A 25,276-nucleotide genomic window follows, 5' to 3' on the forward strand; every position below is an offset into this window, starting at 1 on the left:
AACAGAAAGTAAGAATACGGATTAATATTAGTTTATCCTCTTTATAGAATAGTGCTCCTTTAAAGGACTATTCTATAAATATGAAGATTAAAATATTTGAGTTTTTAATGATTAAATACAAAAGCTCACCGGGTTATTTTGTAGGGCAGGTGTTCAAAGCTTTTCCTTGTCCAACTGAATGGATAAAGTTTTCAATCAGAAATTCACTCTGTCTTAAGGAATCACGATGATCTCCATTTTTGACTAGATGGAAGGCGATAGATTTCTGCTTCGTACATACCTGCTGATAGTAAGCATAAGTACCACGATCATCGACCAGTTGATCTTTCTCACCTTGTACCAGCAGAACCGGCACAGTCGGTGTCATATTCTCAATAGACTGTTCTTTTAAATAATTTGTCAAAGGTGCCAGATTTACATTTGATTTAAAGACAGTCTTAGGTGCTTGTTTTAGGTCAGATTGTAATTCTGACAAACAGCGACTGCGTGCATGATTAAGAATTTCTCCCATTTCTGGGCTCACTAAATTTGCTGGAGCAAGCAGCGGATCTGCAGCCTCTGCTCCTAAAAGCACAATTGGAAAAAATGCGGCGACATTAGTCGTGATTTGCGAATTGCTAGCAACATATTCAGCGATTCCTTCATATTGGTAACCGCCTGGCGCCAGTGCAATTGCCCCGCGAAGATCAAATTCAGGCGCATCTTTTTGACCGGACGCTGCAACTTTAAGAGATGCTGCACCTCCTTGACTATGACCCATAACATACCAATTTTTACTAAAGTTATAAGGCTTTAAATGGTGGATCGCTCGTACCGCATCAACGACAGTATGTAACTGGCTTCGCGCATTCATATAAGGATGACCGCCCGGAGTGCCTAAACCTTGATAATCAGGTGCAACGACTGCATAGCCGCGAGCGAGCCAGGCATTCAATGACTTAGCTGCGATTTGTTGATAGACATGGACTGGCCCACCCATATAATCGCCAGAGGGTGCACATGTATCAGCAACGCCAGTTGTACCATGCGCCCAAGCCAGAACAGGCCATCCATCTTTAGGGACTTTGCCTTTAGGTAACAGGATATAGCCTGAAGTGACGATGGGCTCGGATTTTGTGCCACGACTGCGATAATTAATTAAGAAACGTTGTGAGGCATTCGTAAACAGATCAGTATCTTGTTCTTGTATAGATAATATTGTACCCGGTATTTTTTCCGAAATATGAGATGCTTGGATTTTGCTGTTATCGGGAAGTGGAGGAGAGGCTATTGCATATGTTGAACCTAAACATAAACAGCTCATGATCAATTTAATAATAGGAGGTTTAATTTTCATCACTGAAACCATTTTCCTTTTTATAATGTCATTTTTAATGTAACAGCTTTATTTATGTTTCTAAATTAACTCTGCACAAAGTTTGTAAACTAAAGCTTTTAAGTTAAGGCGAATGAGCATTACAACAGGTTATTTTAGTTTAGCTGATAACTTTAAATAAGCACTTATATTTTAATGTGGTTCTGATCTGTTAGTAGAATTCAAATCATGTCTAAGCTGACTAATACGATCATAAATCACTTTTCGCATTAGGTTTATTACTCCCAGAGGTTTGTGCTCCGGTAGGGCATGCCATGGTGTAAAGGAAAGGTTTTCACAAAACTTGTTTTGTTCAGGCGTATCAAAAACTTGTTGAGGAATACGAATAGTGGCTACCTTGTAGAAAGGTGCTTGGCTTTCTTGCCACTCAGTCATGGAATCTTCAACCGACATGGTGTTTGATGTTCTAGGCTGTACCAGAAACTCCATACATGCTTCACTTTTTTGCAAATGTTGGCGCAGTTTTTCTCTTAGAAAATTATGATGGGGAGCATGTGGAAGTGGATCTGTCACTGTCGAACATGCTTGAGCTGAATACTTTATAGCTTGACGATCAGTGCCTATTCCTAATTGATAGGGCACCATAGACCAATATCTAGTTTGCAAAGGATTAGAAATTTTATTTCTCGTATTTAAGGCAATCCAGGTTCCTTTAGCTCCTAATGCAAAAGGAATATGCAACTTATTGAAAAATCTATCGCTATTTATATCTTGCATAAATGACATATATCGGACTGGATCATTCACAAAAAAGACAGGATGATTGATCATAATGAAATCTTGAGTAGAGGTTTCATCATCTAAAAGCTTTTCTCCCGGTACTCCCAAAAGTTTTATCGCCATGCCACGGGCATCTTTTTTAATATCTTCTTGTTGGGCATTTTTAGACCCATTAGAGAAACGAATCCAGGCTTGATATGTTTTTCCCGGAAGAAAAACACCTTGAGCCAAGTTTTTGGGAAGAGCTTCATCTACTTTGAATTCTGCGCGTACGCAACCGTGTGCTTTGGGATGGGCATCACGTAGCGCGATACCTGTGGAATACTCTTTCCGAATAGATATCTCAATGATATCTGCGATTTTTTCAGTTATGTTTGCTTCATCAGGATAAAGACTTTCACTTAAATAATGATCTATATTGGGATGAAGATTATCTTTTGGAGAGTTAGAGGTTATAGGGGAAGCGTTAGCATATGCAGCACTACAAATACTTATTACCATTAGAGGGAGGAAGACTAGACCCGAGTATAGAGGTCTTATAAAGTTAGGCATTGATTTTCTCCTTGCTATAAAGCTAGAGTTCGTTTTAATTTTTTAGCCTATGATCTGAAAATTCTTTGGACATACTTTAGCCATAAAATAATTGTAATGTCTGTGTAATTATTGATCTTCAGATTTAAAGTTCATCCAACTCCTTCCTAAAAACGTTTCCGCCCTTTATCGTGTGCTCAATATAGAAGCCGATTTATGTTCTTACTTTGATTTAACTCAGCAAAGGGTTTTTTGCTTTAGTAAAATTTATTCATAAACTTATGTAAATTTATTTTTAGACTAATACGAGATGCTCGTAGCAAAATCAAGAGTCGTCGAATACAGTGCTATAGAAATTGATTGAGTTTAACATTCTGAAAATATTAGGATATATAAATCAATGCCAGTTCTAGCAATCCAGCATAGACTCAGTGGATTTTACTTTTTTTACTATGCGATTGTTGGGGCGTTCATGCCTTTTTGGAGTCTGTATCTAGAAGATCAGGGCTTCAATTATCAGGAAATTGGCATTTTATCTTCTATTGCAATCGTCACCCGCTTTTTTGCTCCCTTAATTTGGGGCTGGATTGCAGACAAGTCTGGTAAACGCATGCTGCTGGTACGTATTGCCACCTGGATGGAAGCCTGTATCTGGTTCATGATTTTTATCATTCCCAATAGCTTTCAGTCCGTAGCTTTACTGATGCTGATTTTCAGTTTCTTTCAGAATGCTATTTTGGCACAGTTTGAAGGCGTGACTTTGTTTTGGCTCGGGGAAAAAAGAGCAGAACTCTATGGCAAAGTACGAAAATGGGGATCAGTCGGCTTTATTATCGGTGTATTCTGCTTGGGCGCCGTCTTTGAAATTATTAGCATCAGTATGTTACCCGTCTTGTTGCTGTGTATTTCATTTCTGGCCTTTCTCTGGTCATTTACCATTAAAGAGCCCACGACAGCACCTACCGCACAGAAACAGCTCGAACCCTTATGGCCAATATTCAAACGCCCAGTGGTGTATAGCTTTTTCCTGATTGAATTGATTCTGCTATTTTCACACGCGCCATTTTATAGTTTTTATAGCAATTATCTCAGTCAGGCGGGATTTAGCACCAGTCAGATCGGGCTGCTCTGGTCAGTCGGGGTCATTGCGGAAATCATCATGTTTGCCTATGCGACGTTCTTTCTGACACGGTGGTCATGGCGTCATCTGGTCACGCTATGCTTGTTAATGACAGGATTAAGATGGTTCATCGTCGGAGTCTTTCCTGCTTCATTTATGGCACAGTTTTTTGCTCAAACGATTCATGCTTTAAGTTTCGGTTTATTTCATATGATTGCAATGCGGGTGATATTCCAGAACTTCTCTGCAGGGCAGCAAGGACGTGGACAAGCGCTCTATAGCACCATGTGGGGCATTGGCGTGGCGAGTGGCAGTATTCTGGCTGGGCATTATTGGGATCAAGTCGGCGGCACATCTATCTTTATCGCTGCTGCAGCATCGACCTTGCTTGGCTTGTTACTGATTTTCGGATTGCCGAATAAAGTCGAACTGCAAAAACAGGCTTGAAAATATCATCTCAACATTAAATACGGATCTTGGAATATTGCCCAAACCACGGTTGAGCTTGTTCCAATTGAGCTGCCAATTGTAGCAGGAGATCTTCACGGGCAAACGGCGCAATAAACTGTGAACCGAGCGGCAGGTTTTGTTCATTCCAGTACAGCGGTACAGACATCGCTGGGAGTCCGGTAATATTGGCCAACTGGGTAAAAGGCACCCATTTTAGATTTTCTTTCACAATCTGGTTTACTAGTTTCCCTTGCGCCAGTAAATGCGCTTTATTCAGTTTTAATAAACCTTTAAGAATCGGTTTCTGCCAGTTTGGTGTTTTGACCTCACCATTTTTTGGCGCCACTGTCGCCGTTGCAGGCGTCAGGTACAGATCATAATTATCAAAGAAATGATTCATCTGGGTTACATATTGACCCCAGTTATTCAGGTTCTGGATATAATCAATCGCGCTGGTTTTGGCCCCAAAAGCTGCCAGCGCTAAAGAGTCCAGTTCAAAATCATTCGATCTAGACGGATAGCCTTTCTGAATTTCATCCAGCATAAATGAAAACTGGCTAAACCAGGTGGTAATAAAATCCTTGGCCAGTTGCATGCCATCAATGGCTGGGCGGTCTTCGACCACTTCATGGCCCAAAGATTCTAGCAATTTGGCTGTTTGTTCAATGGCTTTAATGGCATCCTGGGAAACAGGTGTGCCAATCGTAGAATAAGTGCTAAACGCAATTTTCAGTTTTTTTGGCGGTTGCTGAATCACATCCAGATAATGATGCTGTGGACGCTGAATCTTAAACAGTGAACTATGATCTTCACCATGGGTGGCATCCAGCATTGCAGCACTATCCCGTACCGTTTTGGTCAGTACATGCTGAATCGCGGCGCCATGCATGGCTTCACTCATTTGTGGTCCCCAAGGCGTGCGGCCACGACTCGGTTTCAGGCCAAACAGGCCGCAATAGGAAGCGGGGATACGTATCGAGCCGCCACCATCACCAGCACCCGCAATTGGTACAATTCCGGCAGCCACGGCAGAAGCGGAACCACCGGACGAGCCGCCGCTATTATGCTGTAAATTCCACGGATTTTTACAGCTGCCCCAAGCATCTGGTTCAGTAATACCTTTAATCCCAAATTCAGGAGTATTGGTACGTCCAAAAGTCACAATCCCGGCTTTTTCCCAGCGATTGACAATCTCGGCATTGGTCTCGGCGATATAACCAATCCGTTTTAAGCCCTGACAACCATAAGAAGTTGGATAACCGGCATATTCCTGAAACAGGTCTTTAACCAGAAAAGGCACACCGGCAAAAGGTCCGGACAGATTTTGCTGGCTCCGTTTCAATGCATGCTCATGCATCGGAATAATAATTGCATTTAGCTCGGGATTGGCAATTGAGCTACGCTCTAGTGCAGCAGATAAAAGTTCACTTGAATGTACTTGTTTATTGGCGACCAGATCAGCCAGTCCTAAACCGTCATATTGCAGATATTCTTCAAATTTCATTGCCATTCCCTAGTGTTGCTGCTTCAAGGTTGTAGATCATTTAGGCTCAAGATGCAAGCACCACCTGATTTCGCCCATGATGTTTGGCCTGATACAAGGCTTGATCTGCAATATTGATCAGGTTTTGCAGGTCTTGGGCCTGCGGTTCATTTTGATGAGTGATGCCCACACTCACGGTAATATACAGGGGCGAGCCATCTGATTGATAAATCGGGGTTTTTTCCACCAGATCACGAATCCGTTCTGCAATAAGACGTGCTTCTGATGGTTCGGTATTCCAGAGTAACAGCACAAATTCTTCCCCACCAATTCGTGCAAACAGATCTTCAGCACGTAAATTGCAGCGAATGATTTCCGCAAAATGTTGCAGCACCTTGTCACCGACATGATGGCCAAAATGATCGTTCAGGCGTTTAAAATAATCAATATCCAGCATGATGACTGAAAATTCCATCGTCTTGGCATATTGCAGTAAATATTCACCTTTTTGAAAGAAAAAATGACGATTCATGGTGCGGGTCAGACTGTCGTGATTGGCCAGATACAAGACCCGTTTAAACAGCTCATTGCGGTTTTGGCTGATAATACACAGGATGAGCGGAGATAAGGCCAGCATAAACAGTCCGATCCGGAGTGAAATATAAATTGTAGAATCTGCCAGGATAGTATGATTGGTGGCGTAAAACTGGGTCAAGCTGTAATAGGTCAGGATAATCACAAAAGCATTGATTATGGTCATGGTAAACAGGCGATAGGTCAACGCAGCCCAAATCAGTGCAGCCAGAGGGTAGAGCATTGCGCCCGGACCTGCAAAAATATTGGTAATGATGACACAGGCCACAACTGAAGATGCAGGTAAAAAATAGCTGAAGTAATTACGTTTTTGACGACGGTTTTTAAATAAGTACTGCATGTCTTTTATTCTTGGGAATGCCAAGATTAAAGGGAGAAACACAATATAATTCACCATTTCACCGGTCCACCACAGACCAAAATCAATCCATAAATTCTCTTTGGTCATGAATGAATTGGGTAGATTTGGCAAGGTGAGAACTGCAAAAGCCGCACTGGCCAGACAGCCTGCAAAAGCGAAGATGCCAAATAAATGAACGAATGTATAACCAGTATTATAGTATTTGTAATTAATCTTGAAATATCGAATAAAAAATATCGAGACAATAGTGCTGATCAGATTAGACAGGGTAAGAAACAGGCTTTGTAATAGGCTGTTTCCGGTGACGAGATCTGCAAACATAAAAGCACTGAATGCACCAAGCCAACCTCCCACATTATTTAAATGTGGAAAGCGTAAGAACAGGGCTAACAAGGCAGCATTGGCCGGCCACAATAAGGCCAGGTACTCAATCGGTCTGGTTGCGATCCCAATAAAACAACAGACTAAAACAGCGAAAACAATGACAAAATAAGCATAGGTTTCATGATTTAATTGTTGTTCTATTATTCGAGCTAATTGCAAATTTAAAATCCTATTCAAATTTCTAAGTGTGAATGATCACTTTGTTTAGCAACTAAGTTTGACCTAAAATATAATTTTATTGTTTGATTAATCTGTTATTAATACGAACTATTAAGATTCTTATATACGAAATATATACAAAAACAGTCAGAAAGGAAATCCATGTTTTTAAACAATGTGATAAATAATTTCTGACTCTGTATTGAAATTGCGTTAGAGCGGGACACGATCCCAAAAAATATGATAATTTAGAATCAATTGTTAACAAGATGCCGGTAAATATGAAAAAAATATGTCTTAGCCTTATCTTACTCATGAGCTCACCTTGGCTAATGGCGACAGAAAATAAAAAACCAGCGAATGCTCCTGCTAAAGCTGCTGAAATCCCAAATACATTTACTGTGAAAACCCGTCCGGAAATTGTCGGATTGTGGGGAATGGAAATCCCGAATAATAAAAAATGTATCGAATATTATAATTTTAAAGGCAATAATAATGTGGTGATTAAAAGTGGCGATGAGTGGACGTCGGGGCTATATGACTATCAGCCGGCACAGGATCCTTCGAAGCAGATTCCAGCGCTGATTCTGCAAGTAAAATATGACAATAATGAAAAAGACTGTTCAGGCAATCAGGTGGATCAGTCTGGTGAAATTTCGCAATATTTTGTGAAATGGCAAAACCCTTATACCATTAACTTCTGCGCCAATGAAAAAGCCGAACAATGTTTTGCTGTGCTCAGACGCGTATTGCCTTAAATTGCAAACCATAAAAAAACCGCTGAATGACAGCGGTTTTTTTATGAGCTTTGATTTAAGCTTTGTCTTCAGCACCTTCAAGCTGCTTTAACAAATGCTTCTCTAGGTAATGAATATCCATTGCCTGTTTGCAGAAGTTTTTATCCTGAAGGATTAAATCTTTATGCAAAGGAATATTGGTTTTAACGCCAGTCAAAATCATTTCTTCCAAAGCATTTCTCATTCGAGAAATAGATGTCTCACGATCCTTACCATGCGAAATCAGTTTGGCAATCATCGAATCATAATACGGTGGAATGCTGTAGCCTGGATAAACATGCGAATCTAAACGGATACCTGCGCCGCCTGGTGCATAGAAGTTGTCAATCTTGCCTGGTGAAGGCAGGAAGGTCGATGGATCTTCTGCGTTAATACGGCATTCAATCGCATGTCCTAAAACTTTGACGTCTTCTTGCTGAATATCGAGACCTAAGCCGCCAGCAATACGCAATTGCTGTTCGATAATATCGATACCCGTTACCATTTCAGTTACCGGATGTTCAACCTGAACACGCGTATTCATTTCAATGAAGAAGAACTCATCATCTTCAAACAGGAATTCGAATGTACCTGCACCACGATATTGCATCAATTTACAGGCATTGACACAGGCTTCTAGAATATCAGCACGTGCTTGCTCTGGTAAGTTCGGTGCTGGCGCTTCTTCCAGTACTTTTTGATGGCGACGCTGTAGTGAACAATCACGATCATACAGATGAATCGCATGGCCATTACCATCAGCCAGTACTTGCACTTCGACATGACGTGGCTTTTGCAGGAAACGTTCCATATACACCGTATCATCACCAAACCACATTTCCGCATCACGCTGTGCAGCCTGAACAGATTCAAGCAGGGTATCGACATTTTCTACGATACGCATACCACGACCACCACCACCAGAAGCAGCTTTTACAATCAGTGGAAAACCGATCTCTTTTGCTTCAGCCATGGCATTGTGAATCGTTACGGCATGGTCGCAGCCTGGTACTGTTGGTACACCAGCTTTTTTCATGGCAATAATGGCAGAAACCTTGTTCCCCATTAAACGGATATGTTCCGGACGTGGACCAATAAAGATAAAACCAGAATTTTCCACGATTTCTGCAAATTCTGCATTTTCAGCGAGGAATCCATAACCAGGATGGATTGCATCTGCGCCGGTAATTTCAGCAGCTGTAATAATCGCAGGAATATTCAGGTAGCTGTCACTGCTCGCACCAGGGCCGATACACACTGCTTCATCACAGAAACGTAAATGCATCAGGTCCTTGTCTGCGTCAGAATAGACACCTACAGTTTTGATCCCTAAAGTTCTGCAAGCACGGGTGATGCGTAACGCAATTTCACCACGGTTTGCAATTAAAACTTTTTGCAACATTATAAATCCCCGGGGTGATTAAGCGCGGTAGCGGAAAAGTGGTTGACCGAATTGAATCACTTCACCATTTTTCACCAGAATTTCTTCAATCACACCGCTTTGAGTTGCTTCTATCGGGTTCATGATTTTCATTGCTTCGATAATACCGAGCGTATCGCCTGCAGAAACGGTCTGGCCAACTTTAACAAAGGTCGGCTCACCTGGGCTTGGTGCTGCATAGAACACGCCGACCATTGGTGAAGTTTCAACAGCACCGCGAGGAGATTTTGCTGCTGGCGCTTCGGCTGCTGGTGCAGGCATCGCAGGAACAGCTGCTGCAACCACTGGATTACGACGAGTTAATGCAATCGATTGATCGCCTTCTTTAACTTCGATCGCCTGTAAGTCAGATTCAATCATCAAGTCGATGAGTTTCTTGATTTTACGGATATCCATGAGACAGTATTCCTAATTAAGATTGTGTAGAAGGTTGTATTTTTTCAATGATATAGTCGAGGGCAGCAGCATAGCCTTTTGCACCTAGACCACAGATCACGCCGATGGCTTTATCGGACAAGTATGAATGATGTCGGAATGCCTCACGTGCATGCACATTAGACAGATGGACTTCAATGAAAGGAATGGCAACGCCAAGGAGGGCATCGCGAACAGCAACAGAGGTATGGGTCAATGCTGCTGGATTAATAATGATATATTGAATGCCGTCTTGCTGGGCTTGATGAATTCGGTCAACAATGGCACCTTCCCAGTTGCTCTGGAAAGTATCGAGTTGTAAGGTAGCTTGTTGAGCCTGAGCAATCAGCTGCTGGTTAATATCGTCAAGACTAAGGTGACCATAAACTTCCGGTTCGCGCTTCCCAAGCAAGTTTAAATTCGGTCCATGAATAACCAAAATGGTCGAACTCATCCAGCATGCTCCAATTAAAAAGTATCGGGGTTTGTTTGCAAGATGTCTGCAAACTCTGCTTATTATTGCATGATTTTCTACATTACTATTTATAATTTCTTTGAATTAACGTAGAAAGCATATAGCAAACAGTGGCGCTATAATGAAAACTTTGCAGAGATTTGGCAATGTTAAAAAATTACAATTCGCTGGGTATTCAGATTATTTTCATTGTAAACCCAATTGGCAAAAACAGTTAATATCCTTTATGTAACTGTATCTTCATGTTAACGCTAAATTCTTCCTTTTAGTGATATTTTTAGTTTTGAACAAGAGTTGTCTGGCTGATTTTACTGCAATGTTCGACTTCTATAGCATAGAAAACTCTTTACATTCTGACTTTAGAGTTGTGCTGATGATCCTCTTTATATATAAGCTATCGACCGTTTCTCAAAACTTGATGAAAATTTAAAAATATAAGATAAGACAATATGTTAATGATATTTTCTCTTATTGTACTTGGATTTTCCTAGGTCTATTCTTCCAATATATTGGAATTAATTACATCATTTTCAATTCAAGTATTCATGACAGACACTGTACAAGAATCTATTTCTTCTTCCGGAGATAAAGGTTAAATCTCAGCGGGTTTAAGATAAAACGCTCGACTTATATGCCTCGTATTTATAGACACATGAAGTGACGAATGTGTTCATCTTCAAGCCTTCTACACAGTGAAGCCATTAATCGCCTAACGCTTAGATAGTGGCAAAAACACATACATTTGTTGATATTTTGCTCGTCATCATCTTTGCAGAAGAGTTTAAAAGTATTGAAGAGCGTAAAGATTGAACCAAATAGATCTGATTGAAGCGGAATACGGGCTTAAAGCAAAATTTGCTCTGTAGTTGCCTCATCTAAATTAACTTCTTGAGCTAATCTTTATATAATCATGCGATTCCTCTCAAACAAGACTTTCTATGACACCTGCATGCAAACTATTAAAAGCCAATAAAATCGAATACAGCATTCATGAATATGAACATGATGCCAATGCCAAAAGTTTCGGGTTAGAAGCTGCTGAAAAATTAGGGCTTTCGGTGGAAGAAGTCTTTAAAACTTTATTAGTCACGGATGATAAACAGTATTTTGTTGCCATATTGCCGGTACATCATCAGTTAAATCTGAAAAAAGTAGCCCAGGCTGTGGGATGTAAAAAACTCCAGATGGCGGATCCTAAACATGCAGAACGTTTGACCGGTTATCTGGTTGGCGGAATTAGTCCCATTGGCCAAAAGAAACGTTTAAAAACAGTGATTTGTAGTAGTGCAAATCGACTTGAAAAAATGTATGTAAGCGGTGGAAAAAGGGGACTTGATATTGGATTAAAACCGGCTGATCTTGCCAAAGTGCTCAATGCACAGTTCGTCGATGTGCTGGATACATAAAATCAAAGTACGATGATCACCTAAATTCATAGAACCTGAAGTAATAAATTTAAAATAGCTGCATATTTTTTGGTCGGAAATAACAGTAAATCATTTTATACGTTTGTATATTAGATAAGTTAAAACACAGCCTGGCTGTGTACACAACAAGGAATGAAAACAAAAATATAAATTATTATGCGGAGCATAATGGATGAAAATTCAAAATAAAAAATGGCCACGGTTCTGTCTGACATTATCTGCGATGGCGATGCTATCTGCGTTGCCAAATGTACAGGCCGCCTCTGCGCCTTCAGCTGTACCTGCCAATTCACAGCAGGTTTTCTTTGTCGGAAATAATTGGGATGGCACGGTAACCGTGATTCGTCCATCGGGTGATTTTGGCAAAATTGGCGTCATTAACATGATTCCTGATCGTAAAGAGCGCCTTAAAGAAATTCACCTGAATCCAATCAAACTGATTGCTTATACTTATATTCAGGCCACAGCCGGTGAAGGCAATGACCAGCTGGTGGATGATATGTACTCGACACCAGATGGACAGTCAGTCGTTGCATCACGCCCAAGTTTCGCCGATGTGGTATCAATTAATATCAAAACCGGCAAGATTAACTGGCGGACGCCTGTAGAAGGCTTCCGTGCTGACCATATGGCGGTATCACCAGATGGGCAACGAGTCGCCGTATCTGCATCTTCAGGAAATGTGGTGCATGTATTGGATATCCATACCGGTAAAGAGTTAGGCCGTTTCAGCACTGGCGATAAACCGCATGAAAACATTTACTTCGATGGCGGCAACAAGATCCTGAACTCTGCCATCGGCAATGTTGAAACCTCGATGGATGCACAGTGGCAAGACTTTACTAAAGGTAAGCGTTTTATCACTATCGCAGATGCCAATACGCATCAGGTGATAAGAAAAATCGATTTCAGGCCTGCATTGGATGCATTTGGTCGAAAAGATTTGTCCAACTCAGTACGACCAATGGTATTTAGTAAGGATGAAACCAAACTGTATGCCCAGGTTTCATTTTTTAATGGGCTGATTGAGTACGATCTGAATCAGAACAAGATTAGCCGGATCGGACAGCTGCCTGGCAGTGACAGTATTCCGAAAGACCGGACAAAATGGGTGAATGATTCGCGTCATCATGGCCTATCAATCAGTGCTGATGGTGAAAAGCTCTGTGTCGCCGGTACCATGGATAACTACGCTACGATTGTAGATCGCAAAACACTGACAGCCGGGAAACTGATTTCTGCAGGTAAACCTTATTGGGCAACGCGAAGCCCGGATGGTCGTAGCTGTGTAATTTCAGAAAGTGAAACAGATGTAGTCACAGTGATTGATTTTGCCACAGGCAATAAAGTGCTGAGTGTACCGGTAGGAAATCATCCACAACGCGTTCGGATTGGTTATGCACCAGCAGACTGGTCAACGCCGTAGTCAATCGTCGATTAGCGAAAAAGACAGCTTTTTGATAAAGGTTGTCTTTGTTGAGCTGAGGACATAAAAATGAATGATAAAACAATTCTGTTCTATGTAATGATCGGATTGCTCTTGTTGGGGACTTTAGTGGGTATTGGTTATCAGGTACGACAAGAAATCTATCGGACGAATTTTACTGATCAGACCCATTCTGATCCGGTCCTGCCAGTTGAAAAATCGGCAAGCTATATATCTGTTAACTCTCCTGAGAATAGTCAAACTACGAAGAAGAAACAGAACGATACGGTTGCAAAGCAAAGCGAATTATCAAAACAACAAGAACAGTTATATCTGGACTTTACTCAGATCATTAACGCTTTAAGTGAGGGACAACGACCAAATCCTCAACAAGTCAGTTTGTTGATCAGTCAGCAGCAAAAACTGGTAGAGGCCCAACTGGTGAGCAAGGCCGAAGCGAAAGCACAAATTGAGTTTCTGATTAAAGTTCTGCCTGAAATGGATCATGAATTGCATCGGGCGTTGCGAGTATTAGAACAAACTCGAACTTGACGAATTAGATCCAGCTGTATCTTTCATTATTCTCAGTCTGAAAATTGCTCTCATAAAAAAAAGCCCAAAATATGATTTGGGCCTTTAAATACATACTTTAAAAAGCTAAGTATCTTTATAAACAGTTCGCAGGCTTGGGTACACCAGCCAAACGGCTTAAGTGACGGGCAACTAGACCAGTATTAAACTTTTCCTGAAGCATGGCATTATTGATATCTGCACTGACAGTTTTCATTAAGAATTTAATCAGTGGACGTGTTGCTGGTGAATGACCAAATTGTTGATAGAACTGACGTACCGCTTGCAGAATTTCAAAATGCCAAGGAGTTAAGCTCAGTTCCAGACTATCGGCCAACACTTGAGCAACGTCTTCATTCCAGATGGTATAGTCAACCAGATGGCCATCTTGATCCAATTCTAAATTCATATCTAACTCATTCATTATTTCATTGAAATGCAGCGATTAAACTCGAGGCAAAGATCTGCAAAATCCGCATAATTCAACAGATTTATCTGATCAGGCAAAGGCTGTACTAATAACTCCGCATCATTTTTCAGTATGTGAATTTTCGGCAAGCTTTGAAGAAATGAATGCTCTAGCAGCAAAACCGCTTCACCCATCAGCACGACCTGATCACCCATTGTATAAGTTTGAGCCAGTTGCTCTAGGATCTGCGCTGTTGCCGAATAGCTGGATTGGATCAGATAAAGTGTGTGATTTGACATTTTTATATCCTTGTTCCTTACCAATACATCACATGATCAAAGCTTTGAATAAATTCAGAATTAAGCTCAATAAATTCGATTTCTTGTTCGCTCTGTGCCACAAATGAGGAATGCTGGTTTTTTTTCTCAATCAGAATCGGAGTGAGATCATAAAACTCGAAACTGTCGACCATATTTGATGCCAGTTTGAATGCATGATGCACCTGGTCAAATTGCAGGGCTGAATGCAGCAAACTGAGGGCAGCACTTTGTAGCAGGACTTTAACTTCTGCGCCAAAAGTTGCCAGGACCATCGTAGCCGATAGGCTTTCATGCACCTGCAGACTGGTCAGATTGGCTTGGGTTAATATAACAAGTACAGATTTCACACAAGATTCCTTGGAAAAGCAACACATTCTAAAAAATGAAACATCTAGAATTGAATGAGACGTTGTGAGGACTGAACAGCATCGGCAAGTTCACCTAAACCGACCAATTCAAAGGCATCTGCCAGATTATGCTGCTGAATATTGTGACGTCGAGCATTGTCCAGATCTGTAATTCCACGTGCCAATGCTGCACTTACACAGACCGGGAGGCGAATCTGTAGCGCTTGCCATGCATGTGTAAGATGACGTTGATCGTCGGGTACCCATTGCAGTGCATTTGCGACCGATACGCCGTCCTGATAGAAGAATACACGGAATGCTTCCTGTTTATCTTGCAAGGCCTGAGCCAAACCCAGGGCATGCCAGGCATAAATGGAAGTCGGTGCGGAGGTAACAAGAATTAAGGTGCTCATCGAAATTCACTACAGGCTTGATCAATAGCAACAGATTGATCTTGGCTTCATCAGAAAGTAGGTAGTATAAATGATTTTAGTGACGGGTGGATTAGGCTTTTTAGGCTCACATATTGCTTTAAGTCTGTTAGCACAAGGACTAGAGGTCATTGTGGTCGATAATTTGGCCAATGCTAACTTACAGACTCTGGAGCGCCTCGAATTTATTTCTGGTATGTATGTACCTTTTATCAAAATTGATATTCGCAATACGCCAGCATTGAACAAAGTCTTTGAGCAGCATTCGATTCAGGCTGTGGTGCATACCGCAAGTTTTAAATCACTGGAAGAATCAGTATTAAAACCACTTGAATATTATAATGATAATGTTAGCTGTATTATGAGTCTCATGCGTGCCATGCAGCGTACCGGCGTGCGTCATCTGGTACATTTATCCAGTCTGGCGGTATATGGACAATCTGGCACAGATTTAAGCGAAGATCTGCCTTTTAACTATACCTATCCGAATCCCTATATCAAATCGCAACAGATGGTTGAGGAAATTATCCGGGATACTGCCAAAACTGATAATGAATGGCGGATTGCGATCCTGCGTCTATCCAATATCGCCGGTGCCTTTGAACACGGTGTGCTGGGAGAAGCAGTGCCACCTTTACCAAAAAATATTTTGCCTTTGGCGATGCAGGTCGCTGCACAGCAACGTGAATATCTGGAATTACGCCGTCAGGCCCATACTGCGGATGGCACAGTAGAACGCAGTTTTCTGCATGTCGCAGACTGTTGTGATGCCGTGATCAAGTCTTTGCAATGGCTATCACAACAGCAGGAATTAAAATGTGAAGCTTTTAATATTGCCGGTGAATTGATTTCCATACAGGATTTGCTAGATCAGCTGGCTGAAGTCACCCAGTCTGCAATCAAAACCATGGATGCTTTGCCATATCCACATGCTGAAATGGATCAATTGGGTGCGAACATTGAAAAGGCGCGAAATATCCTGCATTGGCAACCTCAGCGATCACTCACAAAGATGTTGGAGGATGAATGGTTGTTTTATCAGAATATGCTCAGAGGGCAGTAATTAAGAGTGTTTAGCTAATATTTGATAATAATTATCATTTACATGATTGCTGTAATCAATTACTTTAAATAAATAGATTAAATCATTGATATAGAAATTCCTAAGATCAGTAACAGGCAAGAAGAATTGAGGTTGAACATGCAAACACGTATTGAACATGACACGATGGGAGAAGTGGCTGTACCGAGCGAGGCTTTATGGGGCGCTCAGACTCAGCGTAGCTTGCAAAATTTCAAAATTGGAAATGAGCGTTTGCCTCGGCCAATGATTCGTGCCATGGGACTCGTCAAAAAAGCTGCCGCCTTGACCAATGCCGAGCTGAATCAGATTCCCCAAGAACTGTCACACTATATCGTGGATGCGGCAGATGAAGTCATCAGCGGGAAATGGGACAGTCAATTTCCATTGGTGGTCTGGCAAACCGGTTCAGGTACGCAAAGTAATATGAACTGTAATGAGGTGATTGCCAATATTGCCAACCAGAAATTGGGCAATCATTTAGGGGCACAAAAACCGGTTCATCCAAATGATCATGTCAACCGTGCCCAATCTACCAATGATTCATTTCCAACTGCGATTCATGTGGCTGCGAGCTTGCAGATCAATGAACTGTTAATTCCGGCAGTCACACGCTTGCGCGATACTTTATATGCCAAATCTCAGGATTTTGCCGATATTGTAAAAATTGGCCGGACTCATCTACAAGATGCTACGCCTTTAACCTTGGGGCAGGAATTCAGCGGTTATGTCTCTCAGCTGGATCATGGGCTTCTTCGTCTAGAACAGGCCTTAGTTGGTTTATATGAATTGCCATTAGGCGGGACAGCGGTCGGTACTGGTCTGAATGCTCATCCCGATTATGCCGTTCAGTCTGCTAAAATACTAGGACAGTTAACAAGCTTACCATTTGTAACTGCGCCAAACAAGTTTGAGGCTCTGGCAGGCCGTGATGCTGCGGTATTCGCGTCTGGTGCATTAAAGACTTTAGCGGTGAGCCTGAATAAGATTGCCAATGATATTCGCTGGCTGGCCAGCGGGCCTCGTTGTGGTTTTGGTGAATTGCGTATTCCTGAAAATGAACCGGGTTCTAGCATCATGCCGGGTAAGGTGAATCCGACGCAAAGTGAAGCGATGACCATGGTCGTCGCACAAGTTCTCGGCAATGACACCACCATTAACGTGGCAGGTGCATCAGGTAACTTTGAACTGAATGTGTTTATGCCGGTCATTGCCTATAACCTGCTGCAATCCATCCAGCTTTTAGGCGATGCGTGTAACAGTTTTAATGATCACTGCGCCGTAGGTATTGAGCCGAATCATGAAAAAATTGAACATTTCCTGCATGATTCTTTAATGCTGGTCACAGCATTGAATCCGGTGATTGGTTATGAGAATGCAGCCAAGGTTGCCAAAACAGCCTATAAGGAAGGAAAAACCTTAAAACAGGTGGCTGTTGAACTGGGTTTAGTCACCGCTGAACAGTTTGATGAGGTGGTGCGTCCTGAACAGATGGTTTCACCGAATGCCAAATAAGGGCTGTAGCGCTTTTATTTTCAATCTTTCCGCCTGTTTTATCATGGAATAGTCAGCAGTGGTTTTTATCTCGGGCAGAGTTGCGTACAATAGTGTTAGATGAGATTAACCACTGATGATTGTTTTATGCTTGATATTTATTTAACAGATGTTCAAAGAAAGGTGCAATTCAAGGATTATCCAGGTGAGCATCCTGTTAAATTTATTCTGAATTTCAAAAAGATTTTCCCAAGTGTGATGGAACTTCTTTTACCTGTGCTTCCCGATAATGAAAATCTGGAAGAAATGTCTTGGGAATCGACCAGCGATGATTTTGAAACCTTCCAGATGTTCTTAACTGGATGGGGTATTATCGAACTTCGATTAAAAGCAATTACCCAGTTTAAAGATAAAGCATTTGCGGATCGTCTGGTTAAACAAGCCCAACAGAAACGCAAAGACTATCAAAAACAGCAGACTAAACTAACCACAGTTGAACTGGATTATTTGTTTATGCATGAGATGCATGCTCTGATTGATGCAGAACTGGTGGAACTCGGTGAGAAATTCTATTTACCGATTTTACGTGAGCTCTGGAAGACTAAAGTATCTGCTCAGGTGCTGAACGCGAAGTTTTAAATCGGTTTTTTAGCTTTTAATTATAAAATTAATCCTCCAATTTTGGGGGATTAATTTTATCTGGAATATGAGATTTATTTCATGATGCATGATCTCTTGAAATAGCCTAAGCAATATTAAATATGGTCATTGAACTTTTTCATTCTTAAAATTTTGATCAATAATAGCGCATGTTGAACCATAGTTTAACATCAGGCTCTATCATAGGGCAGCAGTTTTAACGATTGTTCAAAAAATAGATGAAAATGATCATTTTTAGCTAAAAAATATATAAAAATATCAATTAAATAGCCTAGTAATTGAGTCCATTATTTTTTAAGGTATATAGGCTTTATCTCACGTTAAAGCAAAAGCTCCATTGATTAGCTATCCTTCATAAAAATAACTGAAGGTTCAAATTTTCCCGAAGATATATCCCAGGATTTTCAAAAATGTCGAATCAGTTTTTAGATTTAATTACTAAACGCCGTACTATTTATGCCATTGCCAAGAATGTTGAACAATCTCCTGAACATCTAACTGATTTGATTCAGACTGCAATTAAGCAGAGCCCATCTTCTTTCAATTCTCAGTCTTCACGCGCCGTCATTTTATTCAATTCGGAACATGAAAAGTTCTGGGGCTTCGTCGCAGATAAATTAAAAAGCTATGCCAAAGATGAAGAAAGCGCTGCAAGAACCACAGCAAAAATGGCAAGTTTTGCGGCAGGGCTAGGCACTGTTTTATTTTTTGAAGATCAAACAGTTATAGAAGGCTTACAGGAACAATTCCCATCTTATGCTGATAACTTTCCAATCTGGGCAGAGCATTCGACTGCGATCGCGCAATTTGCAACGTGGACAGCATTGCATACAGAAGGTCTGGGCGCATCATTGCAGCACTACAATCCGATCGTGGATGAACAGGTACATGCGGAATGGGACATTCCATCGAACTGGAAGTTGCGTGCACAGTTGGTCTTTGGTTCGATAGAAGGCGAGCCACGTGCCAAAGATTATCTGGCGGATGAAGAGCGCTTTAAAGTCTTCCGATAAGCTGAGATCCATATCTGCGCTTAACACGGTTTAAGGGCAGATATTTTTTAGATCTCGACGAAATCCCAATCAGCTTCATTAAAATTAAGTTAAAATAGCGCGCTAATGAATGATGAGTAAGACCGAATGTCGAAAAACACGCAAAACCTGTCACCGTTACAAGAACTGATCGCAGAGCAAAAGCTACTTTGTGAAGAAGTAGGCTCGGCTTATGTTGAAGTCACGGGGGATGATGTTGTTGCGGTGGCCGTACATACCTTAAAACAGGATCCGATTGTCGGCATCCGTAAAAAGCCTGAAACAGATGAAAATATCAGCTGGTACATTTATGGCGGAGAGCCTTCAAGTGAAGAGGCTTTTGAAATCATGACAGTACGTGAATTACAGGACATCGCACCAGAAGTTTTACCGTATCTGGCTCTGGAAACAGGTTTTCGTTTCATGATTGATGCCGATGATTATGAAGATGTCTGGAAAGAAGAAATTTAAATGCTAAAAAAATCATCTTTCATTTGTGCTGGATTATTATTAGGACTGAGTAGCGTGGTCTTCGCACAGCGGCTTTCACAAAGTGCCTATGACCAGTTTATTTCAGCACAGACTAAAATCGTGAATGAAACCAAATACATTTTAGATGAAGATGATCAAAAGGCAGATGCACAAACTCAACGTCAGGCTTTCTGCAAACGACTGAAAGCCTATCAGGATATTCAAAAGGTGTCCGAAGAAAACAGCAGTCTGGATATGGCGCCCACGATGGCTATGATTGCCAAAAACTTTCTTGAGCGGCAGGATCAAAGTTTGACTCAATCTGGAATGACTACAAACGTATTTTGTAAAAATAGGGATGTAGAATAAATTATAAAATACTTTTCATTCTCGAACGTTTTTCGCAGTAGACTAAAAATAAATAAGTCTGTTTTACAATCAAATTTTATAGATATTAAAACCTGAAAGACCATCTCCCGAATATCATTTAATAAAGAAAATGTTAAGTTAATTTAAATTTATTTTGATGTGAATACCTCATATCCCGGGGATATATCAGCGGTAGTCAAATATATTGATAAGAATAAATGAATAATCTGGATTTTTATAATTTTCTGAAAATGTCTTATATACGTGATGTAATTTCTTGAACAGAACAATTTAAGTAGGATAGCGTGATTGCACGCTTATATAAGCTACTAATTTAAGCATATTAAGATACTAAAATAGCCTAAGCAAAACATAAGTTTAACAACTTTCTCAAGAAAGGGAAAAGGGGGAATTGATAATACTGATGTTTACTGCCTGTAACTCATTTGGTCTTAAGACAGATTATTTTTAAACAGAATCAAGTCGATTAATAAGCTACTTATGAATGGTCATTTTTTGATAAATAATAAGCAATGAATAATTAAAAACAATATTTTCAAAATTACCTCAGTCTATTTGGGTAATAACAGCGAGTTAGTTTAAGAAACACTCTGACCTAAAAGTGGTTTACATGTTATTAAATCCCAGTTTTAAGATTTTCATTAATTTTATTTAGTCTGCACCACAACTCAACCATCTTCTTTCATATTTATAGATAGCCAAATATCCATCCAGATCTAAAATCGTAATTTTAAATACTTACAAATCGATTATGAATTATTTAGCCTAAGCAAAATATATCCCCATAAAATAGCCTAAGTAAAATTTATATTTAAAAATTTCGCAATTGATTAATTCCCAATATAAATCCATTATAAACACTTAAATAAAGAAAGAAAGAAATCACGGAATTCTCAAATGATCCTAAATTATCAACTCCAACACCACGAAACGTCAGTACTATCTCCAATGATTTTTATTCATGGTTTATTCGGTAGTTTAAGTAATTTAGGAATACTAGCTCGATATTTTTCTGAGCAAAGAACCGTGCTTCAAATTGATGTACGCAATCATGGTCTTTCTGGTCATAGTTCAGACTTAAATTATCAGTTCATGGCGGAAGATGTCCTAGAAACTTTATCAAGTTTAAATATTCAAAAGTTCATAGTAATAGGGCATTCTATGGGCGGAAAAATTGCTATGAAATTGGCTGATTTAGCCCGAGTACAAACTGAAAAGTTGGTCGTTCTTGATATTACACCAATCCAATATCATGAGAGTCATCATACTGAGATTTTTAAAGCCTTATTTGCTGTGCAGCAAGCAAATGTTGCTTCACGACTTGAGGCAGCAAAAATTATGCGTGAATACATTCATGAAGAAATGGTAATTCAGTTTTTATTAAAATCCTTTAATAAAGGGCAATGGCTCTTTAATGTTCAAGCTTTATTTGATCATTATCCAGATATTATGGCTTGGGAAAAGGTCGAAAAAGTTAATCAGCCAGCTTTATTTCTTCGTGGCGGTAATTCTTTTTATATCTCAAAACCTGAACATTTTGCGGCAATCAATGAACAATTTTCTCAGGCGAAAATTGAATGCATTGAAAATACAGGACATTGGCTGCATGGTGAAAAGCCAGATGAAGTGATCCAGCACATGAGAGCCTTTTTGAATTGATTTACGATTTCGCACTCAAGGCTGAAATGTTTGAGTCTGTAATTGTCCTTCATGAATGAGTTGATGCGCCATTTCAGCTGTTTTCTTTAAACCGGGCATACGATATTCAGTATGTCCAAAATCTTTAATGGATTTCCAGCGACCGCCCCAGGTTAAACCCACCGATTCTGCAATCTGGCCAAACAGTTCATAACCACGCATGGCCCATGGATCACGTTCACTAATCACCACCTTGCCATTCCGCTTAAAGGCAATATCCGCGGCCAGACCAAACTGATGATAACTTTGAAAGCCTTTGGCCTTGGTAATATTACTGTTGGTCGCCAAAGAGTTTTGCCTTTCCGGACTTCGATAACCTTCGAGTAAAACCAGCTCATAACCATGCTGTTCGCGCATAATTTTAAAAACCATCAGTAAGCGCTGTTTAAATCGCGGATTCATCTTATGCCATTTACGGTCTGCTGTGCTGATATTTGGATTTATATGAATGTCTTCAATATTCAGATTAAGGCTTTGCGCTGAAATTACAGAATGATTTGCTAAAGATTCTTCTTGTAAGGCTTCGATAATAAGCTGTTCATCAACTTCAGTTGGAGCTGTTAATATTTGCCCATCTAATAATGCATAAATCTGTGGATCAACTTTCCTTAAATATTCAGCTTCAAACCTACTTGCAGTAAGTGGCTGAGTGAAAGCGAACATTAAAATACTGGCAAATAAGCTAAATCCTGAAATCAAAATCCACCATTGCTGCAAATACCATTCAGACTGAAGATGCTCAGGCGATGCCGCCTGATGAAATTTCTGAACAAACTGTTTTGCTTGAGAAAATTGTTGTTTGCTTTGTGAAATCAAATCAAGAAAAAAATCCTGTATTCTTAATCGAAACTCGTAAGACAGCAAGGCTAACATAGCTAAGCTTAATAGAATAAAGCTGCTCAATATAATCAAAATCATCAGTTGAATGATTGATCTAATAATAATTCAAAATTTTTTTTTTATTCATCGATATAAATTTTCCAACGGCGTCATTTTTTAAGTCTTTATTTTTATAAGTGTCCATCATATTTATTTGAAAATTGAGTTAGGGTAAATGAATCGTAATATAGGCTTGTTCAGCAGGCGCGCTAATCAAATTTTGATATTGAGAAAAAACAGCAGCTTGTTCTGTTGACAAGGCATATTTAAAAACCACAAAGCTGATCACGGCAAATAATAATAAAAATATCAGAATCCAGAAAAATGGTAATTCACGATGGATAATATGTCGGATTTGATCTGGAATTGCTGAAAAAGGAGAAAAAGCAACTTTTTTACCCTTGAGATAATCAATCTGATCTCCGATACGAGCAATCAGACTATTTAAATGCTCAATAGATTCAATTCGATATTTTCCATGGAAGCCCAATAAAAGGCAATAATGATATACCTCTAATACTGCCAGACGTTGCTTATCTTTATGGCGTATTTCTTCCAGATATTCAAAGAAGCGATAACCTGCAAGTTGTGAACCAAAAAGGCTTAACTGCAAGGGACTGATCATCCATGAATTTTGCAGATCAAAAAATCGCTCATCCTGTTGGGTGACAATTGTTTCATCTATTAAAGCGCAATAGGCATATTTTGCATCTTGAATATCTTCAGCTGAAAATTGCATCTGGCGTGCCTGATGTTCAAAACTTTTCAACATCTCCAGAATTTTTTCACGGAAAGACTCTATATTTACAGGGACATAGTGATTTTTTAACAGGAAAACAATATAGAAGCCGTCATGCAGTAAATCTACCAGACTATTCGTAGAGGTAGGGTAGGTTTCTACAGGTTGCATGGCTGTATAATCTACTCCGATTTGATCGCCATCAAAGAGTGAAAGAGGAGTGTTAGAGATTGTATTCATTAATATTTTTATCCATTCATGACAGCAATAAGTTCAATCGCGATATCCTGAAAGCCATTCGGGATATAAACACAAATCGATTCTGAATCCAGCATGCGCTGATACAGTTCATTATTGGGTTCAATCTCAAAATAATGAACGCCGGAACGTACCGGAATTGCAGTAGGCACCTGCATGAGATGCTGAACGGGTACAGCCGGTAAAGCTGCAACCACGCGTTGTTCTACATCTATAGTACTACCAATTTTAAAACGGATCGGAACATAGGCAATCAAGTCATGTGCAGGCATAACACTACTTGATACAGCAAGATATAACCGCGTATTGTGACTGATCTTATCGGTCTCCAGACTGCCAAACCAATAGGATGGGCGAGTTTCTTTTAAGCTGATACTAATATATCGATTCGAAATAATTGTATCGAGTAAATCTCTGAGAATAATATCCAGCTGATTGAAGCTGTCGTATAGATGATGATGCTGATACTGCGGCAATTGATCAATGTCATAGGCTGTTGAAAAGGTAAGTAGGGAACCACTGAGTCTTAAAAGTTCCGCATATAGCCGTTCCGGATGAATTTGTGGATACTGCAAAATATGATTTAAGGTTGCATAAGCAGTATTTAAGGCATTCACCAGCCAGAAAGAGACAATATCCCCAGAACGAAATTCAATCAGTTTCTGTTCGTTTTCACGGTTATTGGATTGAATCGTTTTAATCTTGGCCCGGATGATATTCAAAGTTCGCTTTAAATTGTCTAGCAGATATTCACAGGCCTGAATATGTAAAATTGGAGGAATGAATTTATGATCAAAAATAAAATTTCCAGAACTTTGTCGTTTGATTTGAGCAACCGGAAGATATAAATAACCATCCAGAGGCTGCTGAGGTTCTTGGCCAACTTCAAAAAGTTTAAATTCTGCCCGACGGCGTAACAGGGTGATCTCTGCAGTAGTGGCATCGGTGAATAAATCATGGGTCGAGATTAAATGTGAGTGATAACGACTAGATTGAGTGTTTTCGACATGACTTACATTTTGCTTGTTCGGCTGTAGCATTGGCAAAGCCAAATAAATTTGCATTTCACCACGCAGGTTTAAGGTATCCAGTTGTACCGGTTCTGGTAATAAATCCTGTACAGGCGCCTGATAAATTTCACCATCTTGCCAGATCATTTCAATTTTGCTCAATGCCAATATATGCATATTGAATTGAGCTTCATCAAATTGAATGGATTGGATCCCGTGAGCAAAAGGAAATGTCGCCCGAATCATATGACTCAAGCGTTGTTCATGATAGGCATCCTGTAATTGAAAATGTTGCGGTCTTAAAAACAGACCTTCGCCCCAAAGTACTTTTTCTGCTTTAAACATTTTAATA

At 40.1% G+C, this 25,276-nt stretch carries 26 protein-coding genes; 12 read left to right on the forward strand and 14 right to left on the reverse strand.

Annotation, left to right across the window (positions count from 1 at the left end; genetic code table 11):
* Window positions 1–133: 133 nt before the first annotated feature.
* Window positions 134–1,348, reverse strand: a complete 1,215-nt coding sequence (locus G4D73_RS01705) for an alpha/beta fold hydrolase (protein ID WP_416232269.1) — start codon at window positions 1,346–1,348, stop codon at window positions 134–136.
* A gap of 159 nt (window positions 1,349–1,507) precedes the next feature.
* Complete coding sequence (locus tag G4D73_RS01710) at window positions 1,508–2,647, reverse strand: catalase family protein (RefSeq protein ID WP_213687221.1); 1,140 nt, start codon at window positions 2,645–2,647, stop codon at window positions 1,508–1,510.
* A gap of 379 nt (window positions 2,648–3,026) precedes the next feature.
* Here G4D73_RS01710 and G4D73_RS01715 point away from each other — a divergent pair, with 379 nt between their 5' ends.
* Window positions 3,027–4,193 carry an MFS transporter gene (locus G4D73_RS01715; RefSeq protein ID WP_213687222.1) on the forward strand — a complete coding sequence of 389 codons (1,167 nt, stop codon included), beginning with the start codon at window positions 3,027–3,029 and terminating at the stop codon, window positions 4,191–4,193.
* Window positions 4,194–4,209: 16 nt separating this feature from the next.
* Here G4D73_RS01715 and G4D73_RS01720 read toward each other — a convergent pair whose 3' ends face one another.
* On the reverse strand, window positions 4,210–5,700 hold the full coding sequence (locus G4D73_RS01720; protein WP_213687223.1) for an amidase: 1,491 nt from the start codon (window positions 5,698–5,700) through the stop codon (window positions 4,210–4,212).
* A 46-nt stretch (window positions 5,701–5,746) separates the two neighbouring features.
* Window positions 5,747–7,177 (reverse strand): diguanylate cyclase, encoded by a 1,431-nt coding sequence (locus tag G4D73_RS01725; RefSeq protein ID WP_213687224.1) that lies wholly within the window; start codon window positions 7,175–7,177, stop codon window positions 5,747–5,749.
* Between the two features lie 314 nt (window positions 7,178–7,491).
* On the opposite strand from G4D73_RS01725, the gene G4D73_RS01730 reads away from it, so the two are divergent.
* Window positions 7,492–7,935 (forward strand): hypothetical protein, encoded by a 444-nt coding sequence (locus G4D73_RS01730; RefSeq protein WP_004646807.1) that lies wholly within the window; start codon window positions 7,492–7,494, stop codon window positions 7,933–7,935.
* 55 nt (window positions 7,936–7,990) lie between these two features.
* Here G4D73_RS01730 and accC read toward each other — a convergent pair whose 3' ends face one another.
* From accC to aroQ, 3 genes are read right to left on the reverse strand one after another with little or no spacing between them, the layout of a single operon-like run.
* Window positions 7,991–9,355 (reverse strand): acetyl-CoA carboxylase biotin carboxylase subunit, encoded by a 1,365-nt coding sequence (gene accC / locus G4D73_RS01735; RefSeq protein WP_004646808.1) that lies wholly within the window; start codon window positions 9,353–9,355, stop codon window positions 7,991–7,993.
* Between the two features lie 18 nt (window positions 9,356–9,373).
* Window positions 9,374–9,790, reverse strand: coding sequence for an acetyl-CoA carboxylase biotin carboxyl carrier protein (accB, locus tag G4D73_RS01740; RefSeq protein ID WP_005107117.1), 417 nt, complete (start codon window positions 9,788–9,790; stop codon window positions 9,374–9,376).
* Between the two features lie 16 nt (window positions 9,791–9,806).
* Entirely contained in the window at window positions 9,807–10,262 is a 456-nt protein-coding gene (aroQ, locus tag G4D73_RS01745; protein WP_005246503.1) for a type II 3-dehydroquinate dehydratase, read from the reverse strand.
* A 959-nt stretch (window positions 10,263–11,221) separates the two neighbouring features.
* Between aroQ and ybaK the strand changes: the two genes are divergently transcribed.
* From ybaK to G4D73_RS01760, 3 genes are all read left to right on the forward strand, one after another.
* Window positions 11,222–11,689: a Cys-tRNA(Pro) deacylase gene (gene ybaK, locus G4D73_RS01750; protein WP_044108365.1), complete on the forward strand. Its 468-nt coding sequence runs from the start codon at window positions 11,222–11,224 to the stop codon at window positions 11,687–11,689.
* A gap of 193 nt (window positions 11,690–11,882) precedes the next feature.
* Window positions 11,883–13,136 carry a YncE family protein gene (locus tag G4D73_RS01755; protein ID WP_213687225.1) on the forward strand — a complete coding sequence of 418 codons (1,254 nt, stop codon included), beginning with the start codon at window positions 11,883–11,885 and terminating at the stop codon, window positions 13,134–13,136.
* Between the two features lie 69 nt (window positions 13,137–13,205).
* The gene (locus G4D73_RS01760) at window positions 13,206–13,688 is read left to right on the forward strand and encodes a hypothetical protein (RefSeq protein WP_213687226.1); all 483 of its coding nucleotides are present in this window, start codon (window positions 13,206–13,208) and stop codon (window positions 13,686–13,688) included.
* A gap of 115 nt (window positions 13,689–13,803) precedes the next feature.
* Here G4D73_RS01760 and G4D73_RS01765 read toward each other — a convergent pair whose 3' ends face one another.
* From G4D73_RS01765 to tusD, 4 genes are read right to left on the reverse strand one after another with little or no spacing between them, the layout of a single operon-like run.
* Window positions 13,804–14,115, reverse strand: coding sequence for a TusE/DsrC/DsvC family sulfur relay protein (locus G4D73_RS01765; RefSeq protein ID WP_005263018.1), 312 nt, complete (start codon window positions 14,113–14,115; stop codon window positions 13,804–13,806).
* 14 nt (window positions 14,116–14,129) lie between these two features.
* Window positions 14,130–14,414 (reverse strand): DsrH/TusB family sulfur metabolism protein, encoded by a 285-nt coding sequence (locus tag G4D73_RS01770; protein WP_213687227.1) that lies wholly within the window; start codon window positions 14,412–14,414, stop codon window positions 14,130–14,132.
* A gap of 17 nt (window positions 14,415–14,431) precedes the next feature.
* Window positions 14,432–14,782 carry a hypothetical protein gene (locus G4D73_RS01775; RefSeq protein WP_213687228.1) on the reverse strand — a complete coding sequence of 117 codons (351 nt, stop codon included), beginning with the start codon at window positions 14,780–14,782 and terminating at the stop codon, window positions 14,432–14,434.
* Window positions 14,783–14,826: 44 nt separating this feature from the next.
* Window positions 14,827–15,195: a sulfurtransferase complex subunit TusD gene (gene tusD, locus G4D73_RS01780; RefSeq protein ID WP_004280211.1), complete on the reverse strand. Its 369-nt coding sequence runs from the start codon at window positions 15,193–15,195 to the stop codon at window positions 14,827–14,829.
* Window positions 15,196–15,265: 70 nt separating this feature from the next.
* Here tusD and G4D73_RS01785 point away from each other — a divergent pair, with 70 nt between their 5' ends.
* From G4D73_RS01785 to G4D73_RS01815, 7 genes are all read left to right on the forward strand, one after another.
* Window positions 15,266–16,276 (forward strand): NAD-dependent epimerase/dehydratase family protein, encoded by a 1,011-nt coding sequence (locus G4D73_RS01785; RefSeq protein WP_213687229.1) that lies wholly within the window; start codon window positions 15,266–15,268, stop codon window positions 16,274–16,276.
* Window positions 16,277–16,414: 138 nt separating this feature from the next.
* Entirely contained in the window at window positions 16,415–17,809 is a 1,395-nt protein-coding gene (fumC, locus tag G4D73_RS01790) for a class II fumarate hydratase (RefSeq protein WP_213687230.1), read from the forward strand.
* 126 nt (window positions 17,810–17,935) lie between these two features.
* A complete protein-coding gene (locus G4D73_RS01795; protein WP_004280216.1) occupies window positions 17,936–18,427 on the forward strand; it encodes a hypothetical protein in 492 nt (163 codons plus the stop codon).
* Between the two features lie 431 nt (window positions 18,428–18,858).
* Window positions 18,859–19,461, forward strand: a complete 603-nt coding sequence (locus tag G4D73_RS01800; RefSeq protein ID WP_213687231.1) for a nitroreductase family protein — start codon at window positions 18,859–18,861, stop codon at window positions 19,459–19,461.
* Window positions 19,462–19,587: 126 nt separating this feature from the next.
* Window positions 19,588–19,950, forward strand: a complete 363-nt coding sequence (locus G4D73_RS01805; protein ID WP_213687232.1) for a hypothetical protein — start codon at window positions 19,588–19,590, stop codon at window positions 19,948–19,950.
* On the forward strand, window positions 19,951–20,319 hold the full coding sequence (locus G4D73_RS01810; RefSeq protein WP_005107026.1) for a hypothetical protein: 369 nt from the start codon (window positions 19,951–19,953) through the stop codon (window positions 20,317–20,319). It abuts the gene before it with no gap.
* 918 nt (window positions 20,320–21,237) lie between these two features.
* On the forward strand, window positions 21,238–21,999 hold the full coding sequence (locus G4D73_RS01815; RefSeq protein WP_213687233.1) for an alpha/beta fold hydrolase: 762 nt from the start codon (window positions 21,238–21,240) through the stop codon (window positions 21,997–21,999).
* Window positions 22,000–22,014: 15 nt separating this feature from the next.
* On the opposite strand, the gene G4D73_RS01820 is transcribed toward G4D73_RS01815, so the two are convergent.
* From G4D73_RS01820 to tssK, 3 genes are all read right to left on the reverse strand, one after another.
* Window positions 22,015–22,956 carry a M15 family metallopeptidase gene (locus G4D73_RS01820; RefSeq protein ID WP_005107024.1) on the reverse strand — a complete coding sequence of 314 codons (942 nt, stop codon included), beginning with the start codon at window positions 22,954–22,956 and terminating at the stop codon, window positions 22,015–22,017.
* Between the two features lie 127 nt (window positions 22,957–23,083).
* Window positions 23,084–23,896: a type IVB secretion system protein IcmH/DotU gene (gene icmH / locus G4D73_RS01825; RefSeq protein ID WP_005107023.1), complete on the reverse strand. Its 813-nt coding sequence runs from the start codon at window positions 23,894–23,896 to the stop codon at window positions 23,084–23,086.
* Between the two features lie 8 nt (window positions 23,897–23,904).
* Window positions 23,905–25,269, reverse strand: a complete 1,365-nt coding sequence (tssK, locus tag G4D73_RS01830) for a type VI secretion system baseplate subunit TssK (protein ID WP_213687234.1) — start codon at window positions 25,267–25,269, stop codon at window positions 23,905–23,907.
* Between the last annotated feature and the right edge of the window lie 7 nt (window positions 25,270–25,276).

Origin of the sequence: Acinetobacter sp. WY4, from assembly GCF_018438165.1 — a bacterium.
Classification (GTDB): Bacteria; Pseudomonadota; Gammaproteobacteria; order Pseudomonadales; family Moraxellaceae; genus Acinetobacter.